Source organism: Paenibacillus sp. FSL M8-0142, from assembly GCF_038597315.1.
GTDB lineage: Bacteria > Bacillota > Bacilli > Paenibacillales > Paenibacillaceae > Paenibacillus_AQ > Paenibacillus_AQ lactis.
Genome location: NZ_CP152008.1, coordinates 1758317 through 1775616, shown reverse-complemented (window position 1 = coordinate 1775616; position 17300 = coordinate 1758317). Strand labels below are relative to the sequence as shown.

The 17300-nt window shown below is 49.2% G+C and carries 13 protein-coding genes; 8 read left to right on the top strand and 5 right to left on the bottom strand.

Going from position 1 to position 17300, the window contains the following annotated elements; genetic code table 11:
* Positions 1-71 precede the first annotated feature (71 nt).
* Positions 72-1463 carry an ABC transporter substrate-binding protein gene (locus NSQ46_RS08375; RefSeq protein ID WP_342576631.1) on the bottom strand — a complete coding sequence of 464 codons (1392 nt, stop codon included), beginning with the start codon at positions 1461-1463 and terminating at the stop codon, positions 72-74.
* A 392-nt stretch (positions 1464-1855) separates the two neighbouring features.
* Between NSQ46_RS08375 and NSQ46_RS08370 the strand changes: the two genes are divergently transcribed.
* The 7 genes from NSQ46_RS08370 (at position 1856) to NSQ46_RS08340 (ending at position 10209) form a co-directional block, all read left to right on the top strand.
* Positions 1856-3694: a histidine kinase gene (locus NSQ46_RS08370; RefSeq protein ID WP_342576630.1), complete on the top strand. Its 1839-nt coding sequence runs from the start codon at positions 1856-1858 to the stop codon at positions 3692-3694.
* Positions 3672-5186, top strand: coding sequence for a response regulator (locus NSQ46_RS08365; protein WP_342576629.1), 1515 nt, complete (start codon positions 3672-3674; stop codon positions 5184-5186). Before NSQ46_RS08370 ends, NSQ46_RS08365 begins: the two co-directional genes overlap by 23 nt.
* 127 nt (positions 5187-5313) lie before the next feature.
* On the top strand, positions 5314-6600 hold the full coding sequence (locus NSQ46_RS08360; protein WP_342576628.1) for an extracellular solute-binding protein: 1287 nt from the start codon (positions 5314-5316) through the stop codon (positions 6598-6600).
* Between the two features lie 83 nt (positions 6601-6683).
* On the top strand, positions 6684-7565 hold the full coding sequence (locus NSQ46_RS08355; RefSeq protein WP_342576627.1) for a sugar ABC transporter permease: 882 nt from the start codon (positions 6684-6686) through the stop codon (positions 7563-7565).
* Entirely contained in the window at positions 7562-8389 is an 828-nt protein-coding gene (locus tag NSQ46_RS08350) for a carbohydrate ABC transporter permease (RefSeq protein WP_210095020.1), read from the top strand. Before NSQ46_RS08355 ends, NSQ46_RS08350 begins: the two co-directional genes overlap by 4 nt.
* A 118-nt stretch (positions 8390-8507) precedes the next feature.
* Positions 8508-9290 (top strand): endonuclease/exonuclease/phosphatase family protein, encoded by a 783-nt coding sequence (locus NSQ46_RS08345; RefSeq protein WP_342576626.1) that lies wholly within the window; start codon positions 8508-8510, stop codon positions 9288-9290.
* A 232-nt stretch (positions 9291-9522) separates the two neighbouring features.
* Complete coding sequence (locus tag NSQ46_RS08340) at positions 9523-10209, top strand: G1 family glutamic endopeptidase (RefSeq protein WP_007127565.1); 687 nt, start codon at positions 9523-9525, stop codon at positions 10207-10209.
* A gap of 161 nt (positions 10210-10370) precedes the next feature.
* Here NSQ46_RS08340 and NSQ46_RS08335 read toward each other — a convergent pair whose 3' ends face one another.
* From NSQ46_RS08335 to NSQ46_RS08320, 4 genes are read right to left on the bottom strand one after another with little or no spacing between them, the layout of a single operon-like run.
* Positions 10371-12425 carry a beta-galactosidase gene (locus NSQ46_RS08335; protein ID WP_028404987.1) on the bottom strand — a complete coding sequence of 685 codons (2055 nt, stop codon included), beginning with the start codon at positions 12423-12425 and terminating at the stop codon, positions 10371-10373.
* 27 nt (positions 12426-12452) lie between these two features.
* Complete coding sequence (locus NSQ46_RS08330; RefSeq protein ID WP_210095017.1) at positions 12453-13259, bottom strand: carbohydrate ABC transporter permease; 807 nt, start codon at positions 13257-13259, stop codon at positions 12453-12455.
* Positions 13256-14131 (bottom strand): sugar ABC transporter permease, encoded by an 876-nt coding sequence (locus NSQ46_RS08325; protein ID WP_007127562.1) that lies wholly within the window; start codon positions 14129-14131, stop codon positions 13256-13258. The genes NSQ46_RS08330 and NSQ46_RS08325 overlap by 4 nt, the downstream gene beginning before the upstream one ends.
* 26 nt (positions 14132-14157) lie before the next feature.
* Complete coding sequence (locus NSQ46_RS08320) at positions 14158-15468, bottom strand: extracellular solute-binding protein (protein WP_210095016.1); 1311 nt, start codon at positions 15466-15468, stop codon at positions 14158-14160.
* A 268-nt stretch (positions 15469-15736) separates the two neighbouring features.
* Between NSQ46_RS08320 and NSQ46_RS08315 the strand changes: the two genes are divergently transcribed.
* On the top strand, positions 15737-17296 hold the full coding sequence (locus tag NSQ46_RS08315) for a response regulator (protein WP_210095015.1): 1560 nt from the start codon (positions 15737-15739) through the stop codon (positions 17294-17296).
* Positions 17297-17300 lie beyond the last annotated feature (4 nt).

Genomic DNA, 17300 nt, shown 5'->3' with positions numbered 1-17300 from the left:
AAGGCCTCCCTTAACGATCGGGACCTTGAGCAAGCGTTGGCATCCATTTAAACGATTGTGGATGGGCCTGGTTATTTCTCTACAACCTTCTCCGCGCCGACGATCCGGGTAACGTCCTGAGCGTATTTATTCATCGCATCAGCCGGCGAGGTGCCCGTGGCGACCGATTCAACCATCGTTTGGATCTGCGTCGACACCTCCGGATACTTCTCCTGTGCCGGACGGAATTCCGCATTCTGCAAATATTCCGTCGCGATTTCGTTAAACGGCATCTTCGTATACTCCGGATCCTTCGCCACGTCGGCGCGGACCGTAATGTTGCCCGAGGACATGACCAGCTTCTGCGTATTTTCTTTGTTCAAGGCAAACTTGATGAATTCCCAAGCCTTCTCCTTGTTCTTGGAGTTGCTTGGGATCGACAGCGCCCACCCGCCGGCCAATGTGATCGAGCCCGGAGCCTGGCCTTGGCTGGTCGGCATCGGCGCGAACCCCAGCACATCCTTATACTCCGGCCAAGGCGCGGCCCCGGTTTCGAGATAGTTGCCCGTAATCCAGGAGCCGTCAAGCGATATCGCCAGCTTGCCTTGCGGCAAATACTCCCGGGATGCGGTATTCCCGGCCTGACCGTTCAATACCTTCGACAGCGGCGGCCCGAGCTTTTCCTTGTTGACCGTCTCTACAAATGTCAGGGCATCCAGGATACCCTGGCTTTTGATGATCCATTTGCCGCTTGTATCATCGTATAACCGCTCGCCCGTTCCGTAGAGCAGCATCTCATAGGTCTGCATGGAAGTCGCTTCGCCGGTCGCCTTGCCCATGTTCATCCAGATCGGCACGATATCCGGCGCCTTCTCCTTAATCGTACGGGCGGCATTCAGTACATCCTCCCAAGTTTTCGGCTGCCAGTCCTCCGGAAGCCCGACCTGCTTGAAAATGTCCTTGTTATACCACAATCCCCGCGAATCCGTATTGTATGGAACGCCGTACACCTTGCCGTCGCTGGCGGTCACGCCCTTCTTCATCGCCTCGATGAACGAGCCGTTGCCCCAGTCCTCCCACTGCGTCAATCGTTCGTCAAGCGGCTCCAGGTAGCCGGCGCTGGCATCGGAGTTCAAAATAAAGGTATCCTCCGTGACGATATCCGGCGCGGTATCCTTGGATTTCAGCGCCAGTGCAACCTTGGCGAAATAGTCGCCTTCGGAGGCCTGGATCGGTGCCGGCCGGATCTCGACGCTTTTGTCCGGAAAGGCTGCGGACATTTCCTTAAGCCATTTATAAAACGAACCGTTCTCGCCGATCCCGTCATCCCGGAACGTAACGTTAATGACGGTCTTTCCTCCGCTATCGTTCCCCCCGCTTCCCGCATCATCGGGCGTATCCTTGCCCCCCGCGCAACCGAACAGCATGGAAACGCTCAGCAAGGTCGTAGTTACGAACCCCAGTCCTCTCTTGAATGATTTCAATTGTTCTCCCTCCCTTTGGCTGCCCCAGCATCTAGTAAATATCCAGATTTTGTATACGCTTACGAGAGCGTATATTCATCTCTATTTACATGACAGCCCGGATATTCTGAACTTTTTTTCGGGGCGAACAACCAAATAATTCTAGTTAATTATCTATTGAATAGATCTAGTGCGGGTTGCTAATATGCACTAAGCTGCATGCCAAATGACCTCCATTTTTTTGGAGTGTTAATGAATATGGCTTGCCGCAATTAACATTTGACCCGTCCCAACTGCCTGAAATCAGGTTTTTATTCAAAATGGATTGAAAAGACGTCCTTGATGACAAATAATGAAGCTGATTACCGCACATATACGGCCAATCAAACTCCATATCTAAGAAAGGTGATCCCATGCCGAAATTGCAGCCGTACTTGCTTCGAAAATTCCACAGATCGAGTTTTCGCAGCAAGCTTGTCTTAACTTACGTGCTCATTATCGTGATCCCGGTCATAACGGCCATGTTCCTGTCGGGTATACAGCTGTACAAGCAGACAAATTCCGATTACGAGGAAATCCTGCAGCAGCTGGATAGCCGGACCCATGTAAGCATCAACGATTTTTTTGCGAATCATGCCCGCTATTCCTTTTTTTATTTAACGAATTTTAAGCTGAGCTCTATTCTGGAAAAGTCCAAGCGTTCTTCAGACAAAGAATATTTTGCGGATGCCAACTACATGTATACCTCCATGGAACAGCTTGTGCTGATTAACGGAAGCATCGCCATGATATCGGTGCTTGCCCCGAATGGAAGCATTTATGGCAGCCAGCCGGAAAAGGCGGGAAAAATCAGAAACACATTGAAAGAAATCGGAGAAAGCCGTCTTAAAAACAATGATTATGTTGTCCATATTTCGAAGGAAGCCAATACGAAAAGCACCAGTCATCGAATATCCATCGTGCGTTATTTATCCGACCTCAACATACACAGCGGTCAAGAAGGCTATGCAAAAGTCGATATTTACGATAAAGCCATTGAGAATATGCTCGGTGGCATTTCCAATGATGGACTAAAGCTTGGAACGATGATTTTGTCGGGCGAAACGGTCGTGTATTCCTCAAACGGATCGCTTAATGAGCTAGATGCGGAGCAAGTCCAGTCTTTTACATCCCTCATCTCCAGTCCTGCACCAGGAGACAACCCGACTATGCGCATCAACTGGAACAACAAGCCCTATCTGGTTAGCAGCACGGTCAATCCGGTAACCGGTTGGACAGTCATCCACTATATCCCTGTCGCACAAATTACCGATACATTTATAAGCAATACATTGAACTATGTGCTCATAAGTATTTTGGCACTTATCGCCGCTTTGGGGCTGGCGTTCTTTTTTCACCGCTATTTTATCCATCCGATCTTAAAGCTTAGCGGCACGATGAAAATCGTGGATTCAGAGCATCTGACCCCCACCGTTATTCACAGCCATCGGGAGGATGAGATCGGAAGGCTGATCAACAGCTACAATGCTATGATCGAGCGGATTAGAACAAGCCGAGATTCCGAAATTACGGCAAGCAGCCTGCAGAAAAAAGCGGAGATTAAAATGCTTCAGTCGCAGATCAATCCGCACTTTTTGTACAACACCTTAAATGCCATTCATTCCATTGCCGAGCTCCACCGAATGGAGCATATCTCCTCTATGACCAAAAGCTTGTCCAGCATTTACCGCTATAACGTCAAATATGGAGATGTCGTAACGATCGGAAAAGAGCTTGAGAACATCGAGCACTACATTCAAATTCAGCAGATCCGATTCTTCAACAAGTTCCAGGTTGAGTACGAGATCGATCAAGATGTTATTTCTTGCAAAATACTAAAGTTTTTAATCCAGCCGATTATCGAAAACTCCTTCTACCATGGTTTGGAGCCAAAAGGCGGTACAGGCAAGCTTCGATTAACAATCCGGAAACGCCACCGGTTTCTATATATTTGCGTTTATGATGATGGTGTCGGCATCTCGAAGGAGAAGCTGAGTGAGCTGAAAATGATGCTGATGCAAGACCCGCAGGAGATGGTGGAGAACCTTGACCAGAACTTCGGCATGAGAAACGTTTATGCCCGGATTAAGCATTTTTACGGTGAAAGCTCCTGGATGAATATCAAGAGCGAAGAGAAAGCCGGGACCACCATTATGATACATATTCCGTACAACAGGGAGATGGACACCGATGAGAATATTAGTGGCAGATGATGAGTTCTTCGCCAGGAAAGCGATTCTACAGATGATACATGATTGGGACGGAAGTGTGCGAGTAATCGAAGCTGAGGATGGCACTGCTGCTCAGAATGTGATCGATGAAGCGTTGCCTGACCTTGTGATCACAGACATTCGCATGCCGGGGATGGATGGCATTCAGCTGGCAGCCTATATCCGAAAGAATCACCCTTCCATGCCTGTCACGATTATTAGCGGATACGAAGATTTTACTTACGCACGCGAAGCGATTCAATATAAGGTGGAGAACTATTTGCTCAAGCCCGTAGATCGGCAGGAGCTAAACTCGTTGCTGAATAAGTTGAAGATGCATCATGCCGAGCGCCGCGAAATCCATATTGAGCAGGCAATGCTCGCCTGCTTCTATGAAACGTCCGATCATCGAAGCTTGCTGACTCTTGAGTCTGCCTTCGAGCTCAACAGCAGCTCTGCATTTCATACGATCGTGTTTGTGCATCCCCCTTCCCAGAGCAGGGAACTAAGGGAAATTTCCAAAGAGGTGTTCGGGAGTCACCACCTTCGTTCCATACTGATCACGGATCAATTTCAGCCTCAGCTTCTGATCGCATGGATCCAACCACAGTCCGCAGCCAATCAAGAAGGACAGGTCAGCCTCCACTTCCTGTGCGACAGAATCGCCCGTACGCTGAGCGAACGGACGGGATTGACCTGCACTGGCATTGGAATCAGCTCTGCGCTAAGCGATCTGCGCCAGCTGGACACATCCTTAAGGGAAGCCAAGCTTGCGGCATTGCAAAGCTTCGTGAACGGCATCGGTCAACCTGTACGGATCGAGCATATTGGCCAGATTTATCATTATGATGCGGCGTACATTCAGGAATGGACGAGCATATTCAGCCAGCAGGCAGGAAGCTATCAAATGGCCAAAATGGAGAATATGATCCATTCCTGGCTTGCCGATTGCATCAAGAAGCAGTTCTCCGTACATATGGTGCAAGACTGGCTTGCTGCGACTGTCAATATAATCAATACCATTATTGGACGTTCCTGCAGCGAAGCTTGCTCCTACCTGGAACAACGGAGTCTCTTCGAATTCGCATCGATCCATGAAGCCTGTGATGAGCTGATTGCGAAGCTGCGTGCGGTTGTTGAGCAATTGAGCCAAAACGAACCAAATCGGGATATCGTTCAGGACATTAAAGAATTTGTCGAAATGAATTACAAGAACAAAATCGTCCTGGATGATCTTGCGAAGCAGCGGTATTTTGTCGATCCCAGCTACCTCAGCCGGTTATTCAAACGAAAATGCGGAGTGGGATTCGCCCAGTATCTGTTGTCTGTACGAATGGAAAAGGCCAAAAAGCTGCTGGAAAGCGAAACCTATCAACTGCCGATTGCAACGATTGCCAGCGAGGTCGGCTTTAATGACTATTCTTATTTCATCCAGATGTATAGAAAGGTTTACGGTGCTACGCCGGGAAAAGACCGAAGCAATAAAAAAACATAGGCTGGAATGTGATGCAAAACTACAGATTTATCCTATTCAGACAGTCAGTTTATTCCTATTTTCAGCATGCGACTCCTTGCTACAATGAAAGCGTTCTCGATACAGACATCACTCAAAAGGAGCTGAAATGATGAAAAAGGGGTTTATGAAAAGCGGATTGGCAGCACTGATCTCGCTAGCCATGATGACAGCGGCCGGCTGTGCTGGCGGAGGCTCAAAAAATGCGGAGAACGAAGCAGGCAGCAACAACGCGAACTCCGATGGTGCACCCGTCAAAATTGAATACTTTCAAATGAAATCAGAGGCCGTCAATGTTGTCAACGAGCTAATCACAAAATTTGAACAGGCTAACCCGGGCATAAAGGTGGAACAGAACAATGTGCCGAATCCTGAAAATGTATGGACGATGAGGGTTTCGACCAATGACGCCCCTGCGGTTTTCACCCATTATCCTCACAATCCCATTTTCCAAAAAATGGCCAAGGAGGGCCGCGTCGTTGACCTGACCAATGATCCGCTCATGAATAACGTCCAGCCTGCCATTGCTGACTTGAGTAAAATCGACGGCAAAAATTATATGGTCCCGATCGGGTTGGCTACACTGGGGATGTATTATAACAAAGATATTTTTGAAAGCCAGAATCTTCAGATTCCAACAACTTACGCCGAACTGATCGAGACGGCCGAGAAGCTTCAGGCGGCAGGCATCACACCGTTTTACTTCCACGATAAGGATTTTAACGGCATCCGTCAGGAGGTCGTCTACAAAATGGGACAAACGATTCCAAACGTCGAGTCATTCCTTGTTGATGTCATGAACGGCAAGGCACACATCACGGATAATCCGGCATTCAAGCCTTTTGCAGAAAATCTGCTAACGCTTCGTCAATACGGACAAAAAGACAATATGGGAACCGGCTATGATGACGCGCTTCGTGATTTCGCCAACGGTAAAACTGCGATGTGGTTCACAGGCATTTGGGCAATCAAAGAAATTAAAGAGTCCAATCCTGATCTGAATTTCGCCATGTTTCCGCTCCCGACCGAAAACCCTGCAGATTTAAAGACACAGGTATCCGTTGATACGGCCATTGGTATTCCAGCAGAAGGTAAAAATCAAGAAGAAGCCCGAAAGTTCATTGAATTTATGTCCACGAAGGAAAACGTAGAAACCTATTTAGGCACCGCCGGCTATCCTTCCGGTATCAAGGATGTGGAATCAGGGCTTCCTGAGATCAGCTCACTGACACAGCTGATATCGGACGGCAAGGTATATCCGACAATCGAAAGGCTGTGGCCTCCAGGGATCAATGCCGATGTAGGCAAAGCAACACAGGAAATGTTCCTTAATAAAGATGTTGACCAATACCTGAAAACCCTCGATACGATATTCTACAACAAGTTTAATCAATAAAACATGCCAATGAGGCGAAAAACCTTGGTTATGGGCACCACTCCAGGATTCTTCGCCTCTCTGCCTGATGGGAGGGCTAACGTATGAACATTCGCGGGTTAAAGCCGGGTACCGTCTTTTTCATGATGACCTTTCCTGCGGTACTGCTGTATTGCTTATTTTTCCTAACCCCGGTCTTTATCGGATTCTATTACAGTCTGACGAACTGGGACGGGTTCTCCCTATCGTATGACATGGTCGGCTTTCAAAATTACATTGATATATTACAAGATAAACGTTTCTTGAACGGCCTAAGCTTCACCTTGCTGTATACCGTTATTGTCGTTTTTGGAAAGCTCAGCGTTGCACTTGTACTCGCTCTCCTGCTGAGCCGTCCCCTGAAGCTTCGCGGTCTGTTCCGGTCCATCTACTTCTTCCCGGCCGTGCTGAGCATGATTACCGTCGGCCTGATGTTTAACCAGTTCTTCTACTCCTTGTTTCCGCCTATAGGAGAAAAGCTTGGAATCGAGTGGCTGTCGCTTAATTTGCTTGGCAATCCCGACACAGCCATCCTGGGCATTGCGTTAACAAACATCTGGCAGGGCTTTGCGATCCCGATGGTAATCTTTATCGCCGGCTTGTCCAACGTGCCGAAGGATATTATCGAAGCAGCTGTTATAGACGGCGCATCGCCTGTACAACGTTTTTTCTCGATCACGATTCCATACCTGATTCCGATGCTGACCGTCAATGTAGTGCTTGCCGTTAAAGGCGGCCTCACCGTGTTTGATTACATCGTAGCCATGACAAATGGCGGACCTTCCAAGTCGACAGAATCGATGGGCTTCCTTATTTACCAGCATGGCATGAGCGAGATGAAATTCGGGTACGGAACGGCAGAAGCCATCTATGTATTTATCCTGATTGGCGTCCTCTCGTTCATACAGATTAAGCTTTTGGCCCGGAAGGAGGTCGGACAGCAATGAAGACACGATTGCCGTTTAGAATCATCAGTTATGCTGCGCTTGCGATCGGTGCATTGTTCATACTGGGTCCGCTCTATCTGGCGCTTTCCATTGCCTTGAGGACCCGGGACGAGACAACATCGAATTTTTTCGCTCCGCCGACCCGCCTGTACCTGGATAATTTTTCGACCGTCATCAACAAGGCCAACTTCTGGGGAATGCTTCAGAACTCCGCATTTATAACCATCATATCTCTTCTGTTCATGCTGATTGCCATTCCGATGGTCTCTTATGCCATCTCGCGAAACATGAACAAGCTGTATTTCAAGTGGGTATATACGATCATCCTGATGGGGATTTTCGTCCCCTTCCAGGCGATCATGCTGCCGATTTACAGGCATATGGGCAATTTGGAGCTTCTGAATCAGACCGGATTGATTATGATGTACGTTACCCTGTCCTTTTCACAAGGCTTGTTTCTAGGAGTCGGCTTTCTTAAAAATATTCCGCTTGAGCTCGATCAGGCCTCAAAAATTGACGGCTGCGGCGTCTGGTACACCTTCAGCCGGATTATATATCCATTGATGCTTCCCATCATCGCTACGATCCTCATATTGAACAGTCTTTGGATTTGGAATGATTTCCAACTCCCGCTGATCATGCTGAACCGACATCCGGATTTTTGGACACTGCCGCTGTTTATTTACAATTTTAAGACGGAGACCAGCTTTGATTATAATCTGGCTTTTGCAGCCTTCTCGCTGTCTATGGCCCCGATTGCAATTCTGTACGTTTTTACGCAGAAGTATATTATCGGCGGCTTGACGGAAGGCTCCATCAAATAAAGATGAGCGGATGGCTGCGCATGGTCCGCATGTCATTGATGAAGACCATCAAAGCGGATATAGTAGTATTATTCCGGCCTCTTGTTGGCTAGATCATAGTAGATGGGAATGACATGACATGAATGTGATAACAATGACCTTCAATTTACGTGTGAATGTGGACAGCGACGGCAGCAACGCTTGGCCTCACCGGAAGCATCGAGCTGCAGCCGTCATTACAGACGCATCCCCCGATCTGTTCGGAACTCAGGAGGGCTCCGGGGCGATGCTGCGGGATCTGGACGAAGCTCTGCCCGAGTACGGCAGAATCGGAACGGGACGGATGGGACAAGGCGACCGCGACGGAGAACACTGCGCGATCTATTACAAGCAAGCCGATTTCTCTATCCTGCAGGAAGGGCAGTTCTGGCTGTCCGAAACGCCGGAGAAGCCGGGAAGCCTCGGCTGGGACGGCAGCTATCCCCGAATTTGCACATGGGGGCTGTTCCAAAGCACGAAGGACACTGGCGTACGTTTTTACGTCGTGAACACGCATTTTGACCATATGGGCGCAGTTGCGCGGCAGGAAAGCGCCAAGCTCATTCTCGATCATATTCAGCGTCTTAGAAAGGAAGAAGCGCTTCCGGTTATTCTTATGGGCGATCTGAATGCAGGTCCCGGTGAAGCGGAAATCGCGATACTGCGGGACGCGCTTCAAGACGCCTACGAGCTTCTGGACGAACCGGCAGGCCGCACATTCCATGATTTCAAGGGTGGACTCGAAGGCGAGCCGATCGACTATATTTTTACGACACATGATGTCGAGATGGTGGAGACGATCATTTACCGGGATACTTACGACGGGGCCTATCCGTCCGACCACTACCCGGTGTCGATGAAGTGGAGAGCAGCATCCGTTTAGAAAGAGTCGGCAACCTTTCGTCCTTCCTGTCTCTTTCTCGGTGAGCGACAAAATTAATACAGGGGCAGCCCCAAAGCCATCATGATTCGATGACTTATGGGTCAGCCCCTTTTTGATCCGAAAAATCCATTCCGTAAGCCCGCCTGCTCTAAACCTTTCTAGCAGAAAACCCATACCACCGCGGCCTCAGCATCATTAGATATATTATCAATCTATTAAAGGCGGTGGATCTATGGGAACCGTTGCTAGAATGAGCACACATCACATCTGCCGCTTTGAATCCGCGGCCAAGCCGCAGCGAAACATCGGGTGGATTTCGAATAATTGGTCCGGCTACAGCATCAAGGGGGCAAAAGGTGCGTTTAGGCGAATATCCGGGGAGTGGAATGTTCCATTTCTTCGCCCAAGTGGAGGCTCTTCCTATTCATCCGCTTGGATCGGGATCGATGGCTTCGGCAACCAAAGCTTGATTCAGACGGGCACTGGCCATGATCTGATAAACGGCAAGCCTTATTATTATGCGTGGTGGGAGATCCTTCCCGCCGCAGCAACCTTAATTCCGCTGCCTGTCCGTCCGGGGGACCGCATGTCGGCCGTCATTGCCAAAAAGCGCGGGAGCACCTGGATTATCTGCCTCCGGAATGTGACAAAAGGCTGGACGTTCCGTATAAGCCGCCGATACCGCGGTCCGCAAACCTCTGCGGAATGGATCGTGGAGGCGCCGCTGGTAGGTGGCATACTCTCCAGAATGGCTCGTCTATCCGACGTCGCTTTCTCCCGGTGCCGCGTAAATGGCAGCAATCCTAAGCTGAAAGCACGCCACGGAGGGCTTATGCTTCAAAATTTGACGATTACTGCAATTCCATCGGACCCTTCTCCTTGCGGAGACGCTTTCGTCGTGAAGAGCACCCTTCGGTAATGACAGTTCGAAAGCTATAGGTTCGGCCATGAGTCGCAAATCGCTGCGCGAATACTGGCAGAAACCGAGTTTCATGAAAGGAAGCCGCGAAACCCCTTGGTAAAATCAAGGGTTTCGCGGCTTCATATTTTCGAGAAAATATTATTTACAAATCAATTCAGCTATCCTACACTGCGCTCAGCCACAAGAACACCATATGCCTTCAGGTTCCAAGCTGCATTCAATCCATCATCGCTTGTAACCGGCTGCCACGCTGGACCCAGCGCCGGCATAACGACCTCTTTGCCCGAAAAATTATGAACGAACAGATACTCCTTCTCCTCGTTGGAACGCACCGTTGTGTATACGCCTTCAGGCATAACCGCTGTTACCGGCTTATATAACGATGCAGCTGCGGCTATATCCCGGTAGAAGTCATCGTAAAAGCCATCCTCAAAATGGCTGGACACATAGTAGCATACGCCCTCACCATATGTATGTCTGGTAAGTGCAGGACGGCCCGCATAGAAATCATCCTGGTACACCATCAATGCTTCGGCGCCCTTTAGATGAACCAGGTCACAGAGCTTGCTGCAGGAATAAGTGCCTGCAAGCGATGTCTGCTCAAGACCGGCTATATGCTGCACAACTTCTCCGGCATTTTGTTCATGATCATATAAGCCGTCAATCTCCTCGCTGACGACACCCGCTACATCGCTCAGTTGATGGGGCGCTTCCCCTTGGAACACCAGATCATTCTCATTCACGATCCCGCTCCAGTAAGTCAACACCAAGGTTCCTCCCTGCTCAACGAAGGCGCGAAGCTTGCGCTCGAATCCGCAGCGCAGCATATAGAGCATGGGAGCGATAACCACTTTGTAGCTGTCTATATCGCATTCCATATCCACGAAGTCCACCGTAATCCCCTGCTTCAGCAGCGCCCGGTAATGGGACTGAACTTCTTCGATATACCCCATCCCTTTGTTGCGCGGCCCTTGTGAATCTTCAATCGCCCATTTATTTTCCCAATCATAGACGATGGCTACTTCTGCGCGGCTTTCGGTCGCCGCAACGGGAGACAGCTTCTGAAGCATATTTCCGAGCTCAGTGACCTCTTTAAATACACGTGTATCCGGGCTGCCGTCATGGGAGACGACCGCTCCATGGAATTTCTCGCTGGAACCGCGGCTTTTGCGCCACTGGAAATACTGCACAGAATTGGATCCGTGAGCGACGGCCTGCAAGGAAGACAGGATGTGCATCCCCGGCTTCTTCAGCTTCGAGACGCTCTGCCAATTCGTCATGCTCGGCGAGCTTTCCATAAGCAGAAACGGCTGGCGCTTGATGGATCGCATCAAATCATGATTCATGGCGGTGTCTACGGCAATCTCGAAATCGGACTTCTTGTGCCAGGTTGGATAGCTGTCCCAGGATACGATATCAATCGCATCCTTGAACTTAAAGTAGTTCAGGCCATTATAGTAGTACATGAAATTGGTCGTAGCCGGCAGCTCCGGATTCACGGATTTAACAACCGCGATTTCATGCTTCATGAAATCCAGGGTTTGATCCGACACGAATCTTCGCCAGTCCAGATTCATCCCGTGCGTCGCGTTTTCTCCGTGGGGTGCAGGGGATTCAATCTGGGACCAATCGCTATACGTATGGCTCCAGAAGGTGGTCCACCACTCTGCATTCAGCTTGTCTAACGTACCGTATTTCTTCTTGAGCCAACCTCTGAACGCTTCCTGGCACAAATCGCAGTGGCATTCTCCGCCGAACTCGTTGGAAATATGCCAGAGCTTCACGGCTGGATGATTCCCATAACGGGCAGCGAGTCTTTCATTCACCTGCTTGATCTTCTCGCGGTAGATCGGAGATGTATAGCAGTGATTATGCCGTGCCCCATAAAGATTGCGATGCCGATCACTTGAAACGCGAAGCACCTCGGGATATTTCTGTGCCATCCATACGGGACGGGCTCCAGAAGGCGTCGCCAGAAATACGGAGATTCCGTTCTCATGCAGCGAATCCAGGATTCGGTCCAGCCACTCCCAATTATATTTCCCTTCCTCGGGCTCCAGCACGGCCCATGAGAATATACCTACCGACATGACATTGCAGCCGGCCTTCTTCATCAATTCAATATCCGATTGCAGCACCTGCGGATCATGCAGCCATTGTTCCGGATTGTAGTCCGCCCCGTGCAGTAAGCCATTTTTGAATTGCGTAAGCATGTTTGTCGATCACCTCCGGTTGTTATATTACTTCACGGATCCAAGCATCCCTTGCACGAACTGCTTTTGCAGCAAGAAGAAGATCAGGACTGTCGGGAGCGTCGTGATCACGATGGCAACCATGATCATCCCGTAATCCGGATTATAAGAGGAAGCGAGTGACGAGACAATAAGCGGCAGCGTCTTCTTATCCGGCGTTTGCAAGGCAATGAGAGGCCACAGGAAGCTGTTCCAGTAGTTCATAAAGGTTATGATCGCGGCAGCCGCGTACGTCGGCTTCATCGTCGGCATATAGACATGTGTAAACAACCGCCATTCGCCGAGTCCATCTACCCGTCCCGCCTGCAAGAGCTCGCGCGGGAATGATTTTGTGTTTTGCATAAAGAAGAAAATCATGAACGCCGTCGTTATGGTTGGCAGAATCACGGCCGTTGGCGTATTGAGCATCCCCATCGAGCTGAACATACGGAACAGCGGAACCATTACAGCCGCGAACGGCATCATCATGGACAGCATCAGGATGCCGAACAACCGGTCCTTGCCCTTCGTCCGATAAATCTCAAATCCGAATCCGGCCATGGAGCTTAGAATCAAGGTACAGACCGTGCCGATCACCGCAATCACTGCGGAGTTCCAAAAGGCCCCGCCGAGATCCGTCATATCGAGAAGCTTGTTCATATTGGTAGACAGCTCCGATCCGAAGCTGAATTTGCCCTTTACAATGTCGGAGGAGCTGTTCGTCATGCCGATCAGCATCCAGACAAAAGGAAACAAAGAAACCACCGATGCAATGATTAGAAACAGATGGATAGCTGCTGCCGAAACCTTCCTCATTTCTTCTCACCTCCGACCTTCAGCTGGAGAAAGGCCAGCACCGCAACCATAATGACGATGGCGTAGGATACCGTTGCCGCATAACCGAAGTTAGGCGTATACATGAACGACAAGTTATAGATGTATTGGGAGATCGTCATGGTGGAATTGCCGGGTCCGCCGTTCGTAATGTTCACAACCTCATCGAACAGCTGCAGGGTTCCGTTCGTCGAAATGATCGCCGTGAACAAGATGATCGGCTTCAGCATAGGAACCGTAATGCTGAAGAATTGCCGCGTTTTGGAGGCTCCGTCTATTGAAGCCGCTTCATAGACGCTTGGGTCGATATTTTGCATCGCTGCTAGATAGAAGATCATATTGTAGCCTGTCCAGCGCCATGTAATCGCTGCAATTATAGCAACTTTCGCCCACACCGGGTCCATGAGCCAGGCGATCGGCTCATGGATGATGTGAATCGACATCAGCATCCGGTTCAGAATTCCATCCACTGCAAATATGCTTTTGAACAGCACAGCGTACGAAACGAGCGAGGTTACGCACGGAAGAAAGATGGCGGTGCGGTAAAAGCCTTTGAATTTAAGACCCGGCATGTTCAAGAAGTATGCAATGACCAGACCCAGCATGAGCATGATCGGAACTTGAACGACCAAGTATAACAGCGTATTGAGTACAGCCTGCTTGAACATCGGATCGGAGAACAGCCGTGCATAATTGCTCAGCCCGACATAATGGTACACATTCCCTTTTCCCGACTGAAACGATAACAACAAGGATTGAATCATGGGATAGAAGCTGAACAATAAGATGAGCGCCGAAGGCAGCAGCACGAACTGCCATCCCATGAGATTCGATTTATTCCATTTACTGCCCATTTCTTACCACCTGCTGACTTTTAAAATTATTGCACTTGCTGTTCGAACAATTTCTGAATGTTAGCCAAGCTTTGGGTCAGGTCGGATCCATTCAAAATGTTAGGCAGTTCATTTTTCAGTGCATCTTTTGCTTCTTGCGTGTACATGCCCAGAGAAATGCCCGGTACTTCGGTAGACCATTTGGTGAAATCGGTATAGATGGCTTGTCCGCCGAAAAATTCCGGTGTCTGGCTGTAAGCTTCGCTGGAGAAGGAAGGAATGTAGGAGCCGACGCCGCCGTTTTCTTTCAGGAAGCGCTCGTAGAATTCACTGCTGCCGCCAATCGTCTTCGCCAAGAAATCGATCGCCAGATCCTTGTTCGCGGAGCCTTCCAGGACGAACCAGCTGGAGCCGCCTTCGTTCGAAGCGTTCACGGCGCCCTCCACATTCAATCTCGGAATCGGAGCCACTCTCCATTTGCCGCTTTGATCCTTGGCGTCCATGATCGAGGAAATCTGCCATACGCCGGATACGACCGTCGCTACATCGCCGGCGTTGAAGCTGCCTACAAACTCGCTCCAGCCCGTTACCGGCTTGGCAATTCCGGAGTCGGCAATCGCTTTGTACACACGGAGCGTCTCCGTCATGACCGGATTGTCAACAAAATTGCCTTTGTTATCCGGCGTGATGTACCAGGACCCGCCGGATTGAAGCAGGATCGAGGTCAGCGCTTCGTCGTTCGGGTTAATGGTCGACATATATTTCCCTGTCTTTTCCTTTACGACTTTGCCGATTTCAATGTACTCATCCCAGGTGATGTTCTCTAGGTCCTCCGCCTTGAATCCGGCTTGCTCCAAATAATCGGAACGGTAGAACATGCCGGTGACCCCGATATCGAACGGAACGCCGTATACTTTTCCATCGATCGTAAGCGCATCCACTTTGTACGGGGAAAACTGGGAATAATCAACCTTATCCGTAAAGTCTGCAAATGTGCCTGGATAAGCGGTTACATATTTCTGAATATTCGGATCATTCACCAGAATGATGTCCGGAAGGCCTTCCTTAACGCCGGAAGCCAGGTTGGTGTTCAGTTTTTGCTCCAAATCCGTTTTTGCCATATCTACGACTTCCAGTTCGAAGCCCGGATTTTCTTTGGCGTACAATTCTTCGGCGATTTTCAGGGCAGCTCCGTTAAAGGACGGATCCCATGCCCATGCCACAACCTTCTTGCTTGCGGAGCCTCCTTCACTTCCTGTTCCCGATTGGCCTGAATCCGATGACTTTGAAGAGCCGCAGGCCGCCAATAACGAAGCTGTCATGGAGACGAGCAGCAATACGGATAGCAATTTTTTCAATCTGTACAACCCCTTTTGTTCATATATTTTGTAAGCGCTTCATGATCCGATCTCTATTCTATGTCATTCAAAATAGGGAAGTATAATTCATATTCAAGCTAATATCGTATTAATTATGGCCCTCTTGTCAAACGCCTGTTTATTATAGTAAAAATTATGGGTCGTAGAAATAATTATTGCATGTTGGATTCATTCAAAGCTCCATCATACCTTTATCTTTCACATTGGTATATGATGAGGAAATAAGAAATTGCAACGAGGTGTAATCATGGATAACCCTATCGCAACCTATCGGGTCATGATTGTGGATGATGAAGCCATTTTACGTGCCGGCATATTACATCTATGTAATTGGAGCGAATATGGAATCGAGATCGTCGCCCAAGCTGCGAATGGTCAAGAAGCGCTTCAGCTGATCGAAGCGGCCGACCCCCATGTCGTAATTACCGATATTGTCATGCCCGTGATGGACGGCGTGGAGCTGACCAAGACGATGCGTGCACGGTATCCCGACATCAAGATCGTCGTGTTAAGCAGCTATAGCGAGTACAATTATGTGCGCGAAGTGTTTAAATACGGGGTTACGGACTACTTGCTCAAACCCAAAGTATCGGCAACCGAACTCGTCTCGCTCATTCAGTCCTTATGCAGCAGCATGAATTTGAACAGCCCTGGCAGCCAGCCGGCGAAAAAAGATCCCGAGCTTATGCTTGGCCGATGGCTGGATCACGAAACGGATCAGGAAGTCAGGGACGATATCAGCCTGGAGCTTCTTCACATTTTCAATCGAAAGCATTTCATCATAGCCAAAGCAAGCACAGCCCCGCTCTTATCCCGGACGAAATGGACGCAGAGCCAAATCGAGGATCGGATCATTGGCCTGGCCTCAGAGCAGTTAGCGGGTCTGGCACATTGCTGCGTGTTCCTGAAAAATGAAGCGCTTCTGCTCGTTAATTATGATTCTTCGCAATCCGTAGAAGTCATCGCCGCCTTGCGGCGATTCGCGGAGCGTGTCAAGGATTCGTTGAAATATATATGCTATGTCCTCTCGCATCCATTTGATCATTTCCGCTCCCTTAAAGGGGAGCACGAGAGATTATCGTCACATCTCGGAAGGCTGTTGTATTTTAGCGGGCAAGCCATGGTGGCTGAAGACGAGATTACGATTAGCGGCGAGAAAACCAGCTTCGATGAACGGCAATATATCAGCACGCTGCGCACGTTTTCGACGGACGAATCGATCGCGATGATAAGAGCGCTTTTCTCTGGGACGAAGGCTCATCTCTCGTATGACGAATACAGCTTGAAGCGGCTATGCCAGAATCTGGTTTACTCTACCCTTTTTACACTGGAGCAGCTCAAACAGCCGATAGCCGAGCTTGGCTCCTCCAAGCTGAAGCTCTTCAAAATGATTGATCTTGCCTTTGATATCGAGGAGTTGGAGCATATCATGGTTCAATTTCTGGAGAAGGTTAGACATGTCGTTCAAGGCAAGGATTATCGGCAATCGATCATACTGCACCAGATCTATGAATACGTAAATGAACATTATGCCAATGAAATTTCATTATCGGAAATGGCAAACGCGCTGCATTTGAACTACACCTATTTGTCGTCGTATTTTAAACAGCGCACCCAAGAGAACCTTACGTCCTATATTAATCGGGTTCGCACGGATAAGGCCAAGGACCTTCTGCTGGATCCATCGCTTTCCGTGTCGGAGATCAGCCGCCTGACCGGCTTCTCGGATCATAACTATTTCTCCAAAGTGTTCAAGAAGATGACGGGAATGACCCCCGTCGAATACCGCCATCAAATCTCTCATTAAAGAA